16 protein-coding genes and 1 tRNA gene are annotated in these 16971 nt (G+C 63.9%); 11 read left to right on the forward strand and 6 right to left on the reverse strand.

Translation table 11 applies throughout. The annotated features are described in order from the left end of the window. Window position 1 precedes the first annotated feature (1 nt). The 5 genes from fhuB to ACOYJQ_RS07985 all read left to right on the forward strand — a co-directional run bounded on the left by fhuB (window position 2) and on the right by ACOYJQ_RS07985 (window position 6035). Window positions 2-2005: a Fe(3+)-hydroxamate ABC transporter permease FhuB gene (gene fhuB, locus ACOYJQ_RS07965; RefSeq protein ID WP_433457519.1), complete on the forward strand. Its 2004-nt coding sequence runs from the start codon at window positions 2-4 to the stop codon at window positions 2003-2005. Then, window positions 2002-2760 (forward strand): siderophore-iron reductase FhuF, encoded by a 759-nt coding sequence (gene fhuF, locus ACOYJQ_RS07970; protein ID WP_433457520.1) that lies wholly within the window; start codon window positions 2002-2004, stop codon window positions 2758-2760. The genes fhuB and fhuF overlap by 4 nt, the downstream gene beginning before the upstream one ends. Further along, window positions 2739-4421 (forward strand): cyclic peptide export ABC transporter, encoded by a 1683-nt coding sequence (locus tag ACOYJQ_RS07975; RefSeq protein ID WP_433457521.1) that lies wholly within the window; start codon window positions 2739-2741, stop codon window positions 4419-4421. Before fhuF ends, ACOYJQ_RS07975 begins: the two co-directional genes overlap by 22 nt. Continuing rightward, window positions 4421-5287 carry an ATP-binding cassette domain-containing protein gene (locus ACOYJQ_RS07980; protein WP_433457522.1) on the forward strand — a complete coding sequence of 289 codons (867 nt, stop codon included), beginning with the start codon at window positions 4421-4423 and terminating at the stop codon, window positions 5285-5287. Before ACOYJQ_RS07975 ends, ACOYJQ_RS07980 begins: the two co-directional genes overlap by 1 nt. Window positions 5288-5432: 145 nt before the next feature. Further along, a complete protein-coding gene (locus ACOYJQ_RS07985; protein ID WP_433457523.1) occupies window positions 5433-6035 on the forward strand; it encodes a cytochrome b in 603 nt (200 codons plus the stop codon). A 283-nt stretch (window positions 6036-6318) separates the two neighbouring features. On the opposite strand, the gene ACOYJQ_RS07990 is transcribed toward ACOYJQ_RS07985, so the two are convergent. Together ACOYJQ_RS07990 and gph are read right to left on the reverse strand one after the other, a co-directional pair. Continuing rightward, window positions 6319-6393 (reverse strand) — tRNA-Val (locus tag ACOYJQ_RS07990). Window positions 6394-6554: 161 nt separating this feature from the next. Then, a complete protein-coding gene (gph, locus tag ACOYJQ_RS07995) occupies window positions 6555-7268 on the reverse strand; it encodes a phosphoglycolate phosphatase (protein WP_433457524.1) in 714 nt (237 codons plus the stop codon). A 326-nt stretch (window positions 7269-7594) separates the two neighbouring features. Between gph and ACOYJQ_RS08000 the strand changes: the two genes are divergently transcribed. From ACOYJQ_RS08000 to ACOYJQ_RS08020, 5 genes are all read left to right on the forward strand, one after another. Further along, complete coding sequence (locus tag ACOYJQ_RS08000) at window positions 7595-8104, forward strand: hypothetical protein (protein WP_433457525.1); 510 nt, start codon at window positions 7595-7597, stop codon at window positions 8102-8104. A 22-nt stretch (window positions 8105-8126) separates the two neighbouring features. Beyond that, window positions 8127-8825 (forward strand): ribose-5-phosphate isomerase RpiA, encoded by a 699-nt coding sequence (gene rpiA, locus ACOYJQ_RS08005; protein WP_433457526.1) that lies wholly within the window; start codon window positions 8127-8129, stop codon window positions 8823-8825. An 84-nt stretch (window positions 8826-8909) separates the two neighbouring features. Next, window positions 8910-9470, forward strand: a complete 561-nt coding sequence (locus ACOYJQ_RS08010) for a DUF2059 domain-containing protein (RefSeq protein WP_433457527.1) — start codon at window positions 8910-8912, stop codon at window positions 9468-9470. A 49-nt stretch (window positions 9471-9519) separates the two neighbouring features. Further along, window positions 9520-10887 carry a glutathione-disulfide reductase gene (gene gor / locus ACOYJQ_RS08015; RefSeq protein WP_433457528.1) on the forward strand — a complete coding sequence of 456 codons (1368 nt, stop codon included), beginning with the start codon at window positions 9520-9522 and terminating at the stop codon, window positions 10885-10887. A 174-nt stretch (window positions 10888-11061) separates the two neighbouring features. Beyond that, window positions 11062-12444, forward strand: a complete 1383-nt coding sequence (locus tag ACOYJQ_RS08020) for a class II 3-deoxy-7-phosphoheptulonate synthase (protein WP_433457529.1) — start codon at window positions 11062-11064, stop codon at window positions 12442-12444. Window positions 12445-12494: 50 nt separating this feature from the next. On the opposite strand, the gene ACOYJQ_RS08025 is transcribed toward ACOYJQ_RS08020, so the two are convergent. Both ACOYJQ_RS08025 and ACOYJQ_RS08030 read right to left on the reverse strand, forming a co-directional pair. Then, entirely contained in the window at window positions 12495-12797 is a 303-nt protein-coding gene (locus tag ACOYJQ_RS08025; protein WP_433457530.1) for a hypothetical protein, read from the reverse strand. A gap of 107 nt (window positions 12798-12904) precedes the next feature. Then, window positions 12905-13495: a histidine phosphatase family protein gene (locus ACOYJQ_RS08030; protein ID WP_433457531.1), complete on the reverse strand. Its 591-nt coding sequence runs from the start codon at window positions 13493-13495 to the stop codon at window positions 12905-12907. A 235-nt stretch (window positions 13496-13730) separates the two neighbouring features. Between ACOYJQ_RS08030 and ACOYJQ_RS08035 the strand changes: the two genes are divergently transcribed. Further along, window positions 13731-14336 carry a DUF2239 family protein gene (locus tag ACOYJQ_RS08035; protein WP_433457532.1) on the forward strand — a complete coding sequence of 202 codons (606 nt, stop codon included), beginning with the start codon at window positions 13731-13733 and terminating at the stop codon, window positions 14334-14336. 118 nt (window positions 14337-14454) lie between these two features. On the opposite strand, the gene ACOYJQ_RS08040 is transcribed toward ACOYJQ_RS08035, so the two are convergent. Both ACOYJQ_RS08040 and ACOYJQ_RS08045 read right to left on the reverse strand, forming a co-directional pair. After that, window positions 14455-16023 carry a 2-isopropylmalate synthase gene (locus tag ACOYJQ_RS08040; RefSeq protein WP_433457533.1) on the reverse strand — a complete coding sequence of 523 codons (1569 nt, stop codon included), beginning with the start codon at window positions 16021-16023 and terminating at the stop codon, window positions 14455-14457. 378 nt (window positions 16024-16401) lie between these two features. Next, a complete protein-coding gene (locus ACOYJQ_RS08045) occupies window positions 16402-16923 on the reverse strand; it encodes a CreA family protein (RefSeq protein WP_433457534.1) in 522 nt (173 codons plus the stop codon). Between the last annotated feature and the right edge of the window lie 48 nt (window positions 16924-16971).

Below are 16971 nucleotides of genomic sequence, written 5' to 3' on the forward strand. Positions count from 1 at the left end.
TATGAGGAGTCCCAAAGCTGTCGCGCCGCCGATTCCGGCATCTGCGCCCTTCATCCTCATCGGCGTTCTCCTGACGGCGGCGGCGGTGCTGGCGGTGCTTCGCTTCTCCGCACAGATGCCCCTGCGTGTGTGGCTCAACGCAATCGCGCATCCCGAAGCGCTGGACATGCGGCAGGTCGTTTTTCACTATGCGGCGCTCCCTCGCCTTGTGGTCGCCGTGCTGGCCGGCGCTGCGCTGGCTTTCGCCGGCGTCATCTTCCAGCAGGTTCTGCGCAACCCGCTGGCCGAACCCACGACGCTTGGCGTGTCGGCAGGCGCTTCACTGGCGCTGACGGTGGCGACACTGTGGTTTCCGGCGTTTCTCGATTACGGGCGGGACGTGCTGGCGCTCACCGGCGCGGCCGTTGCGACGGCCATCGTGTTCGCGCTGGCTTATCGACGCGGCTTTTCCGCCCTGTCGCTCATTCTGGGCGGCATGATCGTCGGGATGGCGACGGGATCGATCAACGCCGTCGTCACGCTGTTCCATTTCGAGTCGCTGCACAGCGTCTTTCTCTGGAACACCGGCGTCGTTCGCCAGAACGACTGGGCAGGCGTTCTCTATCTCCTGCCGCGCGTCGCGGCGGCCATGGCCGTTGCCGCCTTTCTGTATCGCCCCCTGAATATTCTGGCCCTGGAGGAGGAAAGCAGCAAAAGCCTCGGGCTGTCGCTCATTCGGGCGAAAGCGGGTGCGCTCGCCGTTGCCGTTTCCCTTTCGGCCTTCGTCGTCGCCACCGTCGGCATGATCGGCTTCATCGGTCTCGCCGCGCCGGCGCTCGTTCGGCTGGCGGGAGCGAGAACGCTAAAGGAGCGGCTTGTCATGGCCCCGCTTCTCGGCGGCGGATTGCTCTGGCTGGCAGACGAACTCGTCCAACTGGCGCCGCTCGCGCAGGAGATCCCGACGGGGATTGCGACCGCCGTTCTGGGCGCTCCGCTGCTCATGTGGATGCTGCCGCGCCTGAGAAATGTTTCGGCAGCCATGTGGCGGTCGGACATTTCCATAGCGCATCGCACCACGCGCCCGTGGCGGTTGGTGGCTGTCGTCGTCCTTCTCCTCGCGCTGATCGCCTGGCCTGCATTCGATCTCGGACGCGGCCCGGACGGTTGGCGGTGGTGGAGCATCGAAGAGATCGCGCGCTATGGCCACTGGCGATTGCCCAGACTGGGAGTGGCGACGGCCGCCGGCATCATGCTGGCGATCGCGGGCACGCTCGTTCAGCGGCTGTTCGGCAACCCGATGGCCTCGCCGGAAATACTCGGCATATCGTCAGGAGCCGTGCTGGGTGTTCTGCTTCTGCTTTTCATCGTCCCGTTTCCCTATCTCACCATGCAGATCGTGGCTGCGACAGCCGGCGCCTTTCTGACGCTGACGGGCATGCTGGCCATCGGAAAGCGCTCGGCCTTTTCTCCCGAACACATGCTGCTGCTGGGCATTGCGATTTCCTCGACCGTCGGCGCGCTGGGCGGGATCATGATGGCCAGCAACGATCCCCGTTTCGACGACCTGTTCTGGTGGATGTCGGGATCGACGAACCGTTCCACCGGATCATCGGCCATGCTCGCGCTTTCCGTTTCGGGCATTGCGCTGCTTGTGCTCCCGCTGTTCTCGCGATGGCTTGAAATCCTGCCGCTGGGTGAAACGTCGAGCCGCGCGCTGGGTGTCAGCCTGCGGGCGAGCCGCTTCAGGATTCTTCTGTTCGTTGCGGCATTGACGGCGGGTACGACGTTGATCCTCGGCCCGATCAGCTTCATCGGCCTGATGGCGCCGCATCTGGCGAAGCTCATGGGCCTGCAACGTCCGCTGCCACAGATTTACGGCGCGGCGGCCATGGGCGCGCTCCTCATGGTGCTGGCGGATTGGTTGGGCCGCATCGTCCTGTACCCGGATCAGATACCTGCCGGTCTCGTGGCCTCTTTCGTCGGCAGCTCCTACTTCGTCTGGCTGACGTGGCGGAGGGCGGGATGATTGCCGACCTCGCACCGGCCTTTCCCGCCAATACGGAACGACTGGCGGCGGCTCTGTCCCTTCACAAGGGCCAGAATGCCGCCGCCATACGATGCGCCGATCTGCTGGAACCGGACGTGCTCGTCGGGATGGTCGATCGTTTGATATCGCGTTTCCCCGAAGCCGGCCGCCCCGACCTGGCGGTGGTCTGGGCAAGGCGTTATTGCATCCGGCTGCTCGGGGGAGCCGTGTTCCCCACGTTTCTGCTGGATCGCCGGCTGCCGGTCACGCTTGCCGACACGGCCCTGATCGTCGAGGCCGACACCGGCTTTCCGGCGGTTTTCCTGTTGCCTCATGCCGGTATCTCCTTCGACACCGCGGATCCATTCGAGCGCCTTGCGCCGCTGGTCCGCGATCACTTTGATCCGTTCCTGACGTCGATTGCCCGCCACTGCAAGGCGCCGATCAAGGTTTTGTGGGGCAATGCGGCGGTCGCCGCCGACAACCTCTTCAAACATGCGCGGATGATCGCAACGGAAGCGGGCCGTGTACTGGCATCCGATCCCATGCTTCTTGCCGAAGCCACCCACTGGCCCGATGGCTGGCGTAACCCGCTGCATGAGCCGTTTCTACCGCCGACGGACGGCGATGCGCGGCAGGTGCGCAAGACCTGCTGCCTTCACTACCGTCTGGAGCCGAAAAGCAAGCTCTGCGCGTCATGCCCGATCCTTGCGAAACAGAACAGGAGGGCGACATGCGTGACCGACGCGGCCTGATTTCCGAAAGCCTGCGGCTGATACGGCCGTTTCTTCCGCTCGCGGCCTTCGCCACAGCCATGGGAACGATGAGCGGCCTCGCGACCGCATGGCTTCTCGCCAATATCAACGAAGCGCTCTATTCCGAAGGCGGAATGACGCAAGCCGCCTTGTGGGCGTTTGCCGGTCTCGTGGGGCTGACGCTCTCCGGCGAAATCGTTTCCGATCTCGGCAACAGTTTCATCGGACAACAGGTTATCGCCCAACTGCGGAAGGATCTCGTCGCCCGCATTATCGCGGCGCCCATCGACCAGATCGAGCGCTACAAAAGCCACAAACTGTTGTCGGTTCTCGGGCAGGATGTCGATACGATCTCCGGCTTTTCGTATGCGTTTTCGTCCTACGCGATTGCCTTCGCCGTGATCGCCGGCTGTGCCGTTTATCTGCTTTACCTGTCGCCGGTGCTTTTCCTGCTGACAGCGCTCGTGATCCTTGTCTGCGTCTATGCCAACCGGCTTGCGCGGCGGCGTGGCCGCGCGCTTCATAATGAAGCGCGATCCGCGCAGGATCTGCTCCACAAGCAATATCGGGCAATCTCGGAAGGCGCGAAGGAACTCAGGATCAACCGTGAGCGCCGCCGTCGTGTGCATTCACAAGAATTGGTTGCGACAATCGACAGGGTGCGCGACGTTCGTATACGGGCAATGCGCATCTTCATGTCGGCCAATGCCTTCGACTCGGCGCTCTACTTCGCCCTGATAGGCTGCATCATCGCCGGGCAGGCCTGGTTCGGGGTCGAAAGAACGGTCATGTCCGGCTTCATTCTGGTATTGCTCTACATGCGCGGCCCTCTGGACCACCTGATCAATGCTTACGGCAGCTTCGTCAACGCGCAAGTCTCCTTCGAGCGGATCGCCCGGCTTTCGGCGGATTTCGACAACCCGGAACCCTTGCTCGCGGATGCGCCCGCTCCGGCGCGCACGACTGCCATCATCCCCGCCGTGGATCGCATTGAATTGAAAGCGGCGAGCTATGTTTTCCCCGTTACCGATGGCATCGAGCCGTTTGTCCTGGGTCCCGTCGATCTTACCATTCGGGGCGGGGAAATTCTGTTCATCGTCGGCGAGAACGGATGCGGAAAGACCACCTTGCTGAAACTCATTCTTGGCCTCTACACGCAGCAAAAGGGCCTGTTGCTCTTCAACGGAAAGCCGGTCGATCCTGAAACGCGCGACGACTACCGCCAGCTCTTCTCCGCAATATTCTTCGATTATTTCCTGTTCGATGACATCGTGGCGTCGGAAGGTGCGATCCGCGATGATGCCGCCAACTATCTTTCCAGGCTCGAGATCGCGCACAAGGTGAGCATCGAGGGTGACAGGTTCACCACCATCGACCTTTCGTCCGGGCAGCGCAAGCGGCTGGCGCTGATCCAGGTCTATCTGGAGGGCCGCCCCGTTATCGTGTTCGACGAGTGGGCGGCCGAACAGGACCCGACTTTCCGGCGGCTCTTTTATACCGAGATGCTTCCCGATCTGAAACGCCAGGGCAGAACCCTGATCGTGATCTCGCACGACGACCGTTACTTCGATGCGGCGGACCGGCTGATCCGGCTGGAGAAAGGCCGGATCGTTGAAGACAGTTTCATGAGCACGCGCGAGTTACAGAAGGAAAACGGCTGATGAGTCATCTTGCTTTCGGCCGTTCGCCCGCCTTGCGCCTCATCCCGAAAAGGCCCGTCGCTCAGCCGGCCGGGATCGCCGATAGCGCTTGCGAGGATCTGTTCGAGCTTGAGGAGGTGACGTTCGGCATCGCGGGGCGAACGCTGCTGGAGCCTCTGACGCTATCGCTGCCTGCTCGCAGGACGATCGCATTGATCGGACACAACGGTTCCGGCAAGTCGACGCTGTTGAAAATCCTTGCGCGCCAGCAGCCAGCGACAGGCGGCACGGTTCGTTTTCAGGGAAAGGCGCTCTCGGAATGGGCGGATCGTCCGTTCGCGCGCAAGCTGGCCTATCTGCCGCAGCATACCGCTCCGGCATCGGGAATGCTGGTCAAGGAGTTGGTGGCGCTAGGGCGTTACCCGTGGCACGGCGCCCTCGGCCGCTTCGGCAGGACCGACCGGGACAAGGTTGACGAGGCCATGGAGCTGACGGGTGTCACGGATATGCCGGATCGCCTGGTCGATACATTGTCGGGCGGCGAACGTCAGCGCGTCTGGCTGGCCATGCTCGTGGCGCAGGACGCCGAATGCCTGCTTCTGGATGAACCCATCTCGGCGCTCGATGTCGCGCACCAGATCGAGGTGCTGTCGCTCGTTCACAAGCTCAGCCGGGGAAAAGGGCTCGGAGTGGTTATCGTCCTGCATGATGTCAATATGGCCGCCCGATTCTGCGATGAAATCATCGCACTTCACAGTGGCAGATTGACAGCGCGCGGGGCACCGGAAGAAATCCTGACCACCGATCAGCTTCGCCGGATCTATGGGCTGGATATGGACGTCATCAAGCATCCATCGGGCGATTTTCCGGTCGCGATTCCGAGTTGATAGCCATGCGTCAGACGAGCGACCGTTTGATTCGTGAGACAGGCGAACATAGACGGGAATCTTACCCGATCCCGGCACCCTCTCCCCGCTTCCCTCACGTCGACAAGTCCATGACTGCCCTTTTCGATTGATGGCAAGGTAAGGCATGACAGCAAGAGAAGACGAAGAGCCAGCCGTCAGTATCTGGACGGACTCTCGGGAACGTTATGGTCTGGTCAGCCGGGCGCTGCATTGGGGCATGGCCTGCATGCTGATATGGCAGTTTGTTATCAGTCTGTCCTGGCGAATCTTCGGTCCGTCAGATCTCCTCAGGACGATCGCATCGCTCGGCCCATATCATGGAACCGTCGGCGTCCTGACCATTGCACTCGTCACAATCCGAACCGTCTGGGCATCGGTCAATCGAATGCGCCGCCCGCGACGAGAAGCAAGCCGGCAGGGCATGATTGCGCAGGCGGTCCATGTCTCGTTCTACTTTTTGATGTTCACTATTCCGTTTCTGGCGCTTCTGCGCGCCTATGGTAGCGGCAAGGGTCGGGTGCAATGGGGGGTGTGGATCGTTCCCCCGACCGGCGAGGAAATCCGTTGGATGATAGCACCCGCGGATGCGTTGCACGGCGTTCTTTCCTGGTTGCTCGGCATCCTGATCGTTGGCCACATCGCCATGGCGTTCCATCACCATCTCATCCGCCGCAATCGTATGCTTTTCCGTATGATTGGACCGCTGCGGTCATCGGAGACGGAATAGGAATCTCCGGCAAAACCTGCCTATCGCCCTGAAACATATGATTTTTGCGACATGACGACGCGTGCGCGGCATAGATCGGCGTGGCGTTCGTATCGAATGGTCAGACGGCGAAACCGGTTGCAACGACCCCGCGATGTCTGCCGGAGATTTCAATGCCGCGTCTACGATACGAGGCGTAATGCCTCCGTCGCTGCGAGCAGCTCCTTAACCAATAGCCGCGAACCCCAATGCACCAAAGCCTCTGGAACAGGTAGCCGCTTAATTCAAGCTGATAAAATCTGGATGGTGGGCGGTACAGGGTTCGAACCTGTGACCCCTGCCGTGTGAAAGCAGTGCTCTACCGCTGAGCTAACCGCCCATCCTTACTTAATGCCGCAATCCGCACCTGGCTCCGCCTATGGCCTGAGCCTCATTCATCGGCTGACCGACGATTGCGGAAACGGCGCTGCCGAGGTCATTGCCTCGCCGCACAGTCAGAGCCTTCTAGAAAGCTCCGGGCGTTCCGTCAAGCGGTCTGTTTCATGAAAACGTCGTTTTCGGTCGATTATGCACAGTCCCGACGATCTCCACCGCCGCTGTCCACAGTTCGTCAAAATGACCGATGAGCCGGTCGGGGGCAAGATCCGCGACCGGAATGTCGCTGTAACCGAACGGAACCGCCACGACCGGAACTCCGGCGGCCCGCGCGGTCTTGATGTCGGTTTGGGAATCGCCCACCATGACCGCCCGGCGCTCCGAGCCCCCCGCCCGCTCGATCGTCAGCGTCAAATGGCGCGGATCGGGCTTGAAATAGGGGAAGGTGTCGCGGCCGCAGATCGCCGTGAAGCGACCCGCGATTCCAAGCAGATCCAGCAATTGCAACGAGTGGTTCTCGTATTTGTTCGTGCAGACGGCCAATATCCAGCCTTCATCGACGAAACGGCCGAGCGCTTCCTCGACGCCGGGGAACAGCCTCGTGTGGTCATTGAGATGCGCGCCGTAATGCACCAGGAAGGCGCGAAACATCCGCTCCAGTTGCACGTCGTCGGGAGCCGGCCGGCCGGACACTTGCAGGCCGCGCTGGATCAACGCCCGCGCTCCCGCGCCGATCAGGTCGCGCGCATCCTCCACCGCGAGCGGCGGCAGATGCTCCTCCGCCAGCACGGCATTGAGCGCCGCGACAAGATCGGGCGCCGTATCGGCAAGCGTGCCGTCGAGATCGAACACGGCAATCGGACGCACATTATCGGACATGATCGGTATCATCGCTGGATCGAGAGGCGGGCACTCGCGCGACTATAGGCGCAGAACGCGACGGCGGCAACGGCGGCGCGGCTCCCGACCGAAGGAGCACACCCGGAAGGGCCGGTCGCGGAATCCGTCTCCGGCTGCTGACGCGACAGACGATGAATGCTATGAACGGGCCATCGGACTTCCGCGTCCGAGGCAACGGATGTTGGAGCGGGATGCGATCAGGCTGAATCGCCATCCGGCTCCAGGTTCCATATTTTACCGCAGCCTGCTTTCAATTCGATGGATCGACCTGAAAGCAGGCTGCTCTGAAGACGGACGAACCGGCCATGACCGATATCTGCCAGACGTATGCTCCCGTGCGGCGCTTTTCACGCCTTTCCCTGTTGCGCAGGGCCGGCGCGGCGGCGGTCGCGCTCGTTGCGCTGTCCGGCGCTGCGCCCTTTGCCTTCGCGCCCGCGCCGCAAGCGGATCTCAACCGCATTTATCGGGTCAATACCGCGACCGGCGAAATGGGGGCTTGCCAGTACGGCTTGAAAGAAGGCACCATCGGCGTCACATTCTGTTTTCCGGCCGGCGAGGGCGCGGGACCGCAGGCGCTGGGGGAATATGGCCTCGTCGGCTCCAACCATACGCGAGAAAGCGGCGTGTTCCGCGTGAACTACCGGACGGGTGAAATCAGCAGTTGCTACGTGTTCAACACGCATGTGGTCTGTACGCCTCAGTTGAGCGCGGCGGGAACGCCCGGCCCCTCCACCGGTCAGCCCGGCGGACAGCCGCAAACCGGCGTTTCCAACGGAAACAACGCTGTCCAGCCGCCGACGACCCCGGCCCAGTAATCCGTTCAGGGAGTTTGCAGACGTGAGCGAGATCTTGAAACGTGAGGCTGCGGCGCGCGCTGTCGAACTCGTGCAGCCCGGCATGCGCGTCGGGCTTGGCACGGGCTCCACGGCCCGCCACTTCGTCGAACTGCTGGGCGAGCGGGTGCGCGGCGGCCTTGATGTCGTCGGCGTGCCGACGTCGGAAGCGACCCGCGTGCAGGCGGAGGCGGAAGGCATTCCCCTGACGACACTCGATGAAACGCCGCAACTCGATCTCACCGTCGACGGCGCCGACGAGTTCGACGACCGCCTGCGCCTGATCAAGGGCGGCGGCGGCGCTCTGCTGCGTGAAAAGATCGTCGCGGCCGCCAGCACGCGCATGGTGGTGATCGCCGATGCCTCCAAGCGCGTCGCGGGGCTCGGGCGCTTTCCGCTGCCGGTCGAGGTCGTGCGCTTCGGCCTCGCCGCCTCCTGGGTCGCGGTCGAGAAGATCGCCAACCGGTTCGGCAGCCAGGGGCCGGTGACGCTGCGCCGCAAGGGAGACGAGCCCTTCGTCACCGACAGCGGGCATCATATTCTCGACATCGCTTTCGGCGCCATCGCCGAGCCGGAAACGCTCGCGGAAGCGCTCAGCACCGTGCCCGGCGTCGTCGAGCACGGGCTTTTCATCGGGTTGTGCTCGGCCGCCTTTCTCGCTACGGACGAAGGCGTGGTCGTGGTCGAACCTGCCGCCGGCTGATTCCCCTCTTGCCGGCGTCATGCCATCGGGGCTTACCGATCTGGAAAAATTCTGATAAGCCCGCACCATCTCAGGAGATCCCCGATGAATAGTTTCGTGTTCAATCGTCTTTCCGTGCGTCGCGTGATTCTGGGGGCTGCTGCGTCGAGCGCGCTCGCGGCCGGCATCCTGCTGTCGCCGATGGCGCGGGCGCAGGCCCCCGCGCCCGACCTGCCTTCCGCGCCGGCGCTTGCCCAGAGCCATGTCGAGGTGGCACGCGAGGTCGTCGTGCTGTCGGGCATCGCGCGCACTTTCGACGGCATGCTGCCGACCTTCGCCGATCAGGTGCGTCAGCTCTACATCACGCGCCCCGAAATTTCGGCGGATCTCAATGCGGTGCTGGATCAGCTCCGGCCCGAACTGGACGCCCGCAAGGAAGACATCCTCACCGCCGCGGCGCGCATCCTCGCCAGCCGCATCAATGAGGAGAACCTGACCGAAATCCGCGCCTTCTTTCGCTCCACGGCGGGGCAGCAATATGTCGCAACCCAGCCGCTGGTGCTTGACGACCTCTTCGCCGCCATGAACACTTGGGTCGGGGAAGTATCGGGCTTCCTTGTCGAGCGGGTGCGTGAGGAGATGCGCAAGAAGGGGCACGACGTCTGACAGGGTCGCGGGCCCCCTTTCCCCTCGCGCCCGGCGGGGAGCTTTGCTGATGAGTGAATTCGACTTCGACCTGTTCGTCATCGGCGGCGGTTCGGGCGGTGTGCGTGCGGCCCGCATCGCAGCGAATCACGGCGCCAGGGTCATGCTGGCGGAAGAATTCCGCTACGGCGGCACGTGTGTGATCCGCGGCTGCGTGCCCAAAAAGCTCTTCGTCTACGCGAGCCGCTTCCCGGACGCCTTTTCGGATGCGGCTGGTTTCGGCTGGCAGGTCGGCGATTCTTCCTTCCACTGGCCGACGCTGATCCGCAACAAGGATGCCGAGATCGCGCGGCTTGAAGGCATCTATGCCGGGAATCTCGAAGCGGCCGGCGTATCGCTCGTCCGCAGCCGCGCCGTCATCGAGGATGCGCATACGGTGCGCGTGCTCGCAACCGGCGCGCGCATTCGCGCGGCGACCATTCTCGTCGCGACGGGAGCCGCGCCGGTTCGCGATCGGACCTTTCCGGGCTCCGAACTGGCCATCACTTCCAACGAGATTTTCGATCTGCCGGCGCTGCCGCAACGCGCGCTCGTCATCGGCGCGGGTTATATCGCGGTGGAGTTTGCCGGGGTTCTTGCCGGGCTCGGCGCGCTGACGTCCCTCGTGTATCGCGGCGACAAGGTGCTGCGCGGGTTCGACGACGACGTGCGCACGGCGCTGGAGCAGGCTTATGGCGCGCGCGGCATCGGCCTGCTGGCGGGGCGCACGGTCTCGCGCCTTGCGCGCGCGCAGGATGGCGCGGCCATCGAGGCCACGTTGTCGGACGGCACCGTGACGACCGTCGACGTCGTGCTTTCCGCCATCGGCCGCAAACCCAACGTGGAGGGGCTCGGACTGGAAGCGGCCGGCGTGGCGCTGAAGGCGAACGGAGCCATCGCCGTCGACGGCTTTTCGCGCACCAATGTGCCGTCCATCTACGCGGTGGGCGACGTGACCGACCGGGCGAACCTGACGCCCGTCGCCATCCGCGAGGGCCACGCCTTCGCCGATACGGTTTTCGGCGGCAAGAGCTGGCAGGTCGATCATACGGTGATCCCGACCGCCGTGTTCTCCACGCCGGAGATCGGCACGGTCGGCCTCACGGAAACGCAGGCGCGCGAACGCTATGGAGATGTGGCGATTTTCCGCACCTCGTTTCGCGCCATGAAGGCCACCTTGTCCGGCGGCAGCGAACGGGTGCTGATGAAGATCGTGGTCGACCGGGCCAGCGACCGGGTGCTCGGCGTGCACATCGTCGGCGAGGCGGCGGGTGAGATGATCCAGCTTGCGGGCATCGCCGTCACGATGGGGGCAACCAAGGCCGATTTCGACCGCACCATCGCCGTTCATCCCTCCGCCGCCGAGGAGTTGGTGACGCTGCGCGCGCCCGTCGCCTGAGCCGGCTGCGACGCATGCGGATTATGGGCGAATTGGCGCTCGCAATTTGCTGCGCGATACGTATATAGGTGGCAATCATCCATTGGCGGCAATCGCCTTTCGGGGCGTCGCGGTCCGTTTCACCGCGTGCGCGCCCCGCGTCAAATCGAATAAGCATGCGTGGGAGAGCCTGTCATGACCGAGCGTTGGACACCGTCGAGCTGGAGATCGAAGCCCATCCAGCAGGTGCCGACCTATCCCGATGCCGAAGCGCTGGCGGCGGTCGAGAAGCAGCTTGCGTCGTTCCCGCCGCTCGTTTTCGCCGGTGAGGCCCGCCAGCTCAAGCGCCAGCTCGCGAAGGTGGCGGAAGGTAAGGCCTTCCTGCTGCAAGGCGGCGACTGCGCGGAGAGCTTCGCTGAACATTCGGCCGACAACATCCGCGATTTCCTGCGCCTTTTCCTGCAAAGCGCGGTGGTGCTCACCTATGCCGGCGGCCTGCCGGTGGTGAAGGTGGGCCGGGTGGCCGGCCAGTTCGCCAAGCCGCGTTCCTCGCCCGTCGAAACCGTCGACGGCGTGTCGCTGCCCAGCTACCGGGGCGATATCGTGAACGGCATCGCCTTCACCGAGGAGTCGCGCACGCCCGACCCGCATCGGCAGCTCAAGGCGTTCCGCCAGTCGGCAGCGACGTTGAACCTGCTGCGCGCCTTCACCGGCGGCGGCTACGCCAATCTCGACAACGCCCACCGCTGGATGCTCGGCTTCGTCAAGGACAGCCCGCTGTCGGACCGTTATCGCGAGATCGCGGACCGGATCACCGAAGCGCTCGATTTCATGCGCGCCTGCGGCATCGATCCCGAGTCGAACCCCGACATGCGCGCCACGCAGCTCTACACCAGCCACGAGGCGCTGCTGCTCGGCTATGAGGAGGCGCTGACCCGCGTCGATTCCACCTCCGGCGACTGGTATGCGACATCGGGTCATATGATCTGGATCGGCGACCGCACGCGCCAGCTCGACCATGCGCATGTCGAATACTTCCGCGGCATCAGGAACCCGATCGGCCTCAAGTGCGGCCCGTCGCTGAAGCCGGACGACCTGCTGCGCCTCATCGACGTGCTCAACCCGGCCAACGAGCCGGGCCGCCTGACGCTGATCGCCCGCTTCGGCTCCGACAAGGCCGAGGCGCACCTGCCGCCGCTCGTGCGCGCGGTGAAGGCCGAGGGGCGCGCGGTGGTGTGGTCGTGCGATCCGATGCACGGCAACACCATCACGGCGAACGGCTACAAGACGCGCCCCTTCGAGCGGATCGTGAGCGAGATCGGCACGTTCTTCGACGTTCATCATGCCGAAGGCACGCATGCGGGCGGCATCCATCTGGAAATGACCGGCCGCAACGTGACCGAATGCACCGGCGGCGGGCGGCCGCTGACGGAAGACCAGCTCTCGGACCGCTACCACACCCATTGCGACCCGCGCCTCAACGCCGAACAGGCGCTGGACGTCACCTTCCTCGTGGCGGAGCGGCTGAAGCAGGAGCGACTGCTGAAGGGCCGGGAAGTGCCGGAAGCGGCGGAGTAAGTACCGGAACGGGCCGGCGCGGACCGGCCCGCTTCGATTGCCGGCCTGTTTCAGTTGACGGCGTCCCTCAGGGCCGACAGATCGCCTTTCGCCGCGCCGAAATATCTCTCGATCAGCGCCTTGCGCATTTCGGGCTCAAGCGCGGCGAGCGCCCTCCCCGCCTCCACGGCCAATGCCTCGATCTCGTCGCGGGATGCGTCGCCGTTTGCGCTCAGGCCGGTGAGCGCCGTCAATATCTCGGTCGCCCGCTGCCGCTCCTGCCGCGTCGCATAGTCGGCGCGGTAGTTCGACGGTTCGGGCGCGAGCCAGTAGATGATGCCGATGCAAACCGCAAAGCGCGTCAGAAATCCCATCTTCGCCCATCCCGATGGCTTCTGCCTCGCAGCATGGGTGAGAAAAGTGAAGATGCGCCTAATGCCGACGGGCGCGACTCATCGGCCTTCGGTCAAGCCCGCGCGGTTCAGCCGCCGCCGGCCGGAACGATGTCACGCCAGCCGTGCAGCAACTCACCCGAACGCGCCTGAAAAGTGAAATAGCAGCCGCCCCCCGAAACCGGCTGGCCATGCCCGTTGGAAATAGGCTCGCCAAGCAGATCGCAGAGCAGCAGCGATCCGACGCCGCCATGGGAAAAGATCAGGACGTCGCCGTCGCCGGTTCTGTTCCCGATGCAACGTCGGACGGCCGTCTTGATTCGCGATTGGGCGTCGACGGCGCGCTCCCAGCCCAGAATACTTTCGTGCGGATTGTCGAAAAACGCAGCCACGATTTCCCAGAAACGCGGCGGCGCGACATATCCGGTCGACGAACGGTCGTTTTCACCCAGTTGGGCATCGACGTTGAAGTCAAGCCCGCGGGCGGCCCCGAAGCGCTCCGCGCAGTCGAGCGCCTTGCGTTCGTCGCTTACGAAAACATCGCTTACCTGCGCCAGTTCCGGGCGGGCGCAGAATGCATCGAGACGCGTTATCCCTTTTTCCGAAAGCGGCCATTGGGGAACGGGAACCGCCGGATCGATGACGACTTCCGGATGGGTGACGAAATAGACCGTTGCCATGTTGCTGCCCTCAGCCGCGCCAATGACGGCGGAGATACCCGTCTCTCCGCAGCGATGCAACCCGTCTTACTTTATTTCCGCGCCAGTTCTTGTCTCAAGTCCTCATTCCAAGTCCTCATTTCAAGTCCTCGCCCGTTGCACGGTTCGGCGCGGGCGGGTCGGTTGAATTTATTTTATCCGGGTTATATTGACATTGCGGCATTTTACCCGGATAAAACTCTCATAAGGAGAGATCATGATCATGGATATTTCACGCCCCTGTACGGCTTTTGCGGGCATGCGAAGGATTGCCTCAGGCCCTTTGATCGATGTGGCATTGGCGGTTAAAGCCGCCTTAGATGGCGGCGATGGCACGGCGATCCAGATCTTCGACGATGCGAGCGGTAAGGCGATCGACCTCGATCTTCGTGGAAACGCTGCCGAAATCACGGCCCGCCTGACGGGAGCACCGCTACAGCAGAACGGCCCGGAAGCGCAGAAAGGGCGCGGCAGGCCCAGAATGGGCGTTGTCGCGCGCGAAGTGACATTGCTCCCGCGTCATTGGGACTGGCTTGGGGCGCAACCCGGCGGAGCCTCGCAAGCGCTGCGGCGCCTGATCGATCAGGCGCGCCGTGCGGACGACGGGCGCACGGGAACAAGGCTCGCGCACGAGCGCGCCTATTGTTTCATGTCGGCGCTCGCTGGCGACCTGCCCGGCTTCGAGGAAGCGGCACGCGCCCTTTTCAAGGGCGACGCGGAAAAACTCGCCCTTGAGATGGCGGCATGGCCGCAGGACGTCCGCCAGCATGTGATGAAGCTGGATAGCGACACGCCTCAGGATGAGCGCGCCGCCCTCGCGTAACGGACAGCGCTCGCCGGCTGCCGAACAGAGCATTTTCGCGTCGATGGCAAAATGCTCCGTCCGCGCGCTCCTGCTGTTTTTCTTCACGCAAGGCGGCGACGCCTTGCTTAAAAACGCTTCAAGGCGTCGCCGCATGCGCGTGAGTGCGCGCGCCGCGCGCCCGCAGCCTGTTGAGCGCCGAGAGATAGGCGCGCGCCGAGGCCACCAGCGTATCCGGGTCGGCGCCGCGCCCCGTCACCTCGCCGTTGTCCGACTTCAGCCGCACGGAAACCTCGGCCTGCGCATCGGTGCCGCCGGTAACGGCGTGGACCTGATAGAGTTCGAGCGTGGCGTCATGCGGCACCAGCGCCTTGATGACATTGAACACGGCGTCGACGGGACCGTTGCCCTCGCCCTCCGCCTCGTGCTCCGCGCCGTCGATATCGAGGGTGATGGCCGCCGTCTGCGGGCCGCTCGTGCCGGCCACGACCGACAGCGACACGAGCCTGATGCGATCCTGCGCCGTCAGGATCTCGTCGCCGACGAGCGCCTCGATATCCTCGTCGTAAACGTCCTTCTTGCGGTCCGCCAGATCCTTGAAGCGCTTGAAAGTGTCTTCCAGCGCATTCTCGCCCAGGTTGAAGCCGAGATCCTTCAGCTTCTCGCGGAAGGCATGGCGGCCGGAATGCTTGCCCATGACGAGCGCGTTCTTGCTCACCCCCACCGATTCCGGCGTCATGATCTCGTAGGTCTGGGCATTCTTCAGAACGCCGTCCTGATGGATGCCGCTCTCGTGGGCGAAAGCGTTGCGGCCGACGATGGCCTTGTTGTACTGCACGGGGAAGGACGTCACGGTGGAGATGAGCTTCGAGGCGCGCATCAGATGCGTGGTGTCGACGCTCGTCTCATAGGGCAGGATGTCGCCGCGCGTGCGGATGGCCATGACCACCTCTTCCAGCGCGGCATTGCCGGCCCGCTCGCCAAGCCCGTTGATGGTGCATTCGATCTGGCGCGCCCCCGCCCGCACGCCGGCGAGCGAGTTGGCCACCGCCAACCCGAGATCGTCGTGGCAATGCGTGGAAAAGATCGCCTTGTCGGCGTTGGGCACGCGCTCGATCAGCAGGCGGATGAGCTCGTAATATTCCTCCGGCGTCGCATATCCCACCGTGTCGGGAATATTGATCGTCGTCGCGCCCGCGTCGATCGCGGCTTCCACGATGCGGCAGAGATAGTCGTGTTCGGTGCGCGTCGCATCCATGGGCGACCACTCGACATCGTCGGTGAAGTTGCGGGCGCGCTTCACCGAAGCGACGGCGCGCTCGAAAACCTGCTCCTGATCGAGCTGCAACTGGAACTGCCGATGCAGCGGCGACGTGCCGATGAAGGTGTGGATGCGCCCGCGCGCGGCCGGCCTGATCGCCTCGCCGGCCCGATCGATGTCGTTGGGATTGGCGCGCGCGAGGCCGCAGACGACGGCGCTCTTCACCGTTCTGGCAATCTCGCGCACCGATTCGAAATCGCCGTCGGAGGCGATGGGAAACCCGGCCTCGATAACGTCGACACCCATCTCGTCGAGCAGGCTCGCCACCTGCAACTTCTCCTCGAAGGTCATCGAGGCGCCGGGACATTGTTCGCCGTCGCGCAGGGTGGTGTCGAAAATGACGATATGGTCTTTATGGCTTGTCGTGTTCGTGCTGGCCGTGGTCATCAGCCGGTCTCCCTGAAGGAATGTGTCGCGCAAATCGAAATGACGTCGTGCCCGAAAAGGCGCGCGATCGCGCCGGGCGAAGCGTTCATCCCCTGAAGGCCCAGGCAAAGCCCAGCCGGCCCTCAGGGGCAGCTAAGGAGGAGACCGGAGAGAAGAAGCGGAAAGGCGCGCGCAGCGGCGGCGGACACGCCGTCCACGGCCAACCCCTCTGCGTTCATGGAGCGGGAAATGCCCACGCTCACACCCTCCCTCATGCCTGCGGCGACGCGCCCGGCGTAGCCACTTGTAACAACCGTGAAGGCGGATGGCAACCCCGCGCAACAAAATGCCGGCCCGTGCCGCCAAACACACTTCCGCGCCGCGGGACCGATGGTCCGTTCAGCGCTTCAGCGAGTCGGCGCAGCGCGGCGCGGATGAGCCGCCCCAGGGCATGATCGGCACGCCCGAAGTGGCGTTCTTGGGCGATCCCTCGATCAGCTTGTCGGAATAGACGAGGTAGACGAGAACGTTGCGCTTTTCGTCACAGCCGCGCACGATCTGCATGCGCTTGAACATCAGCGACCGGCGCTCGCTGAACACCTCGTCGCCCTGGGCGAATTTCCCGTTGAAGGAGATCGGGCCAACCTGATGGCAGGAGAGGGAAATGTCGGACACTTCCTCCGCGACGCCCAGCATGCCGCTGACGCCGCCGCGCTCCGGGGTGGTGTAGTGGCATGAAACGCCCGAGACGACCGGATCGTCGATCCCATAGACGGCGAGTTTGTCGTCCGGCGTCAGCATTTTCCATACGGTTGACTTCCTGAAGATGAGATCGGGGCCATCGGCGCGCGCCTCCGCGACGCCGAAAGCGAGAACGGCGCCGCAGAGCGCGGCGGCGACGGAACGAAAAACGGACGGCATCGGCCCCTCCACAGGTCATGTTCGACGGCGGGCAATATAGCCCATCGG

It is taken from the genome of Pseudochelatococcus sp. (genome assembly GCF_050946405.1).
Taxonomy (GTDB): Bacteria; Pseudomonadota; Alphaproteobacteria; order Rhizobiales; family Beijerinckiaceae; genus Pseudochelatococcus.

Coding starts and splice junctions, on each gene's coding strand:
- fhuB (WP_433457519.1), top strand. CDS start 2: ATGAGGAGTCCCAAAGCTGTCGCGCCGCCGATTCCGGCATCTGCGCCC.
- fhuF (WP_433457520.1), top strand. CDS start 2,002: ATGATTGCCGACCTCGCACCGGCCTTTCCCGCCAATACGGAACGACTG.
- ACOYJQ_RS07975 (WP_433457521.1), top strand. CDS start 2,739: ATGCGTGACCGACGCGGCCTGATTTCCGAAAGCCTGCGGCTGATACGG.
- ACOYJQ_RS07980 (WP_433457522.1), top strand. CDS start 4,421: ATGAGTCATCTTGCTTTCGGCCGTTCGCCCGCCTTGCGCCTCATCCCG.
- ACOYJQ_RS07985 (WP_433457523.1), top strand. CDS start 5,433: ATGACAGCAAGAGAAGACGAAGAGCCAGCCGTCAGTATCTGGACGGAC.
- gph (WP_433457524.1), bottom strand. CDS start 7,268: ATGTCCGATAATGTGCGTCCGATTGCCGTGTTCGATCTCGACGGCACG.
- ACOYJQ_RS08000 (WP_433457525.1), top strand. CDS start 7,595: ATGACCGATATCTGCCAGACGTATGCTCCCGTGCGGCGCTTTTCACGC.
- ACOYJQ_RS08010 (WP_433457527.1), top strand. CDS start 8,910: ATGAATAGTTTCGTGTTCAATCGTCTTTCCGTGCGTCGCGTGATTCTG.
- gor (WP_433457528.1), top strand. CDS start 9,520: ATGAGTGAATTCGACTTCGACCTGTTCGTCATCGGCGGCGGTTCGGGC.
- ACOYJQ_RS08020 (WP_433457529.1), top strand. CDS start 11,062: ATGACCGAGCGTTGGACACCGTCGAGCTGGAGATCGAAGCCCATCCAG.
- ACOYJQ_RS08025 (WP_433457530.1), bottom strand. CDS start 12,797: ATGGGATTTCTGACGCGCTTTGCGGTTTGCATCGGCATCATCTACTGG.
- ACOYJQ_RS08030 (WP_433457531.1), bottom strand. CDS start 13,495: ATGGCAACGGTCTATTTCGTCACCCATCCGGAAGTCGTCATCGATCCG.
- ACOYJQ_RS08035 (WP_433457532.1), top strand. CDS start 13,731: ATGATCATGGATATTTCACGCCCCTGTACGGCTTTTGCGGGCATGCGA.
- ACOYJQ_RS08040 (WP_433457533.1), bottom strand. CDS start 16,023: ATGACCACGGCCAGCACGAACACGACAAGCCATAAAGACCATATCGTC.
- ACOYJQ_RS08045 (WP_433457534.1), bottom strand. CDS start 16,923: ATGCCGTCCGTTTTTCGTTCCGTCGCCGCCGCGCTCTGCGGCGCCGTT.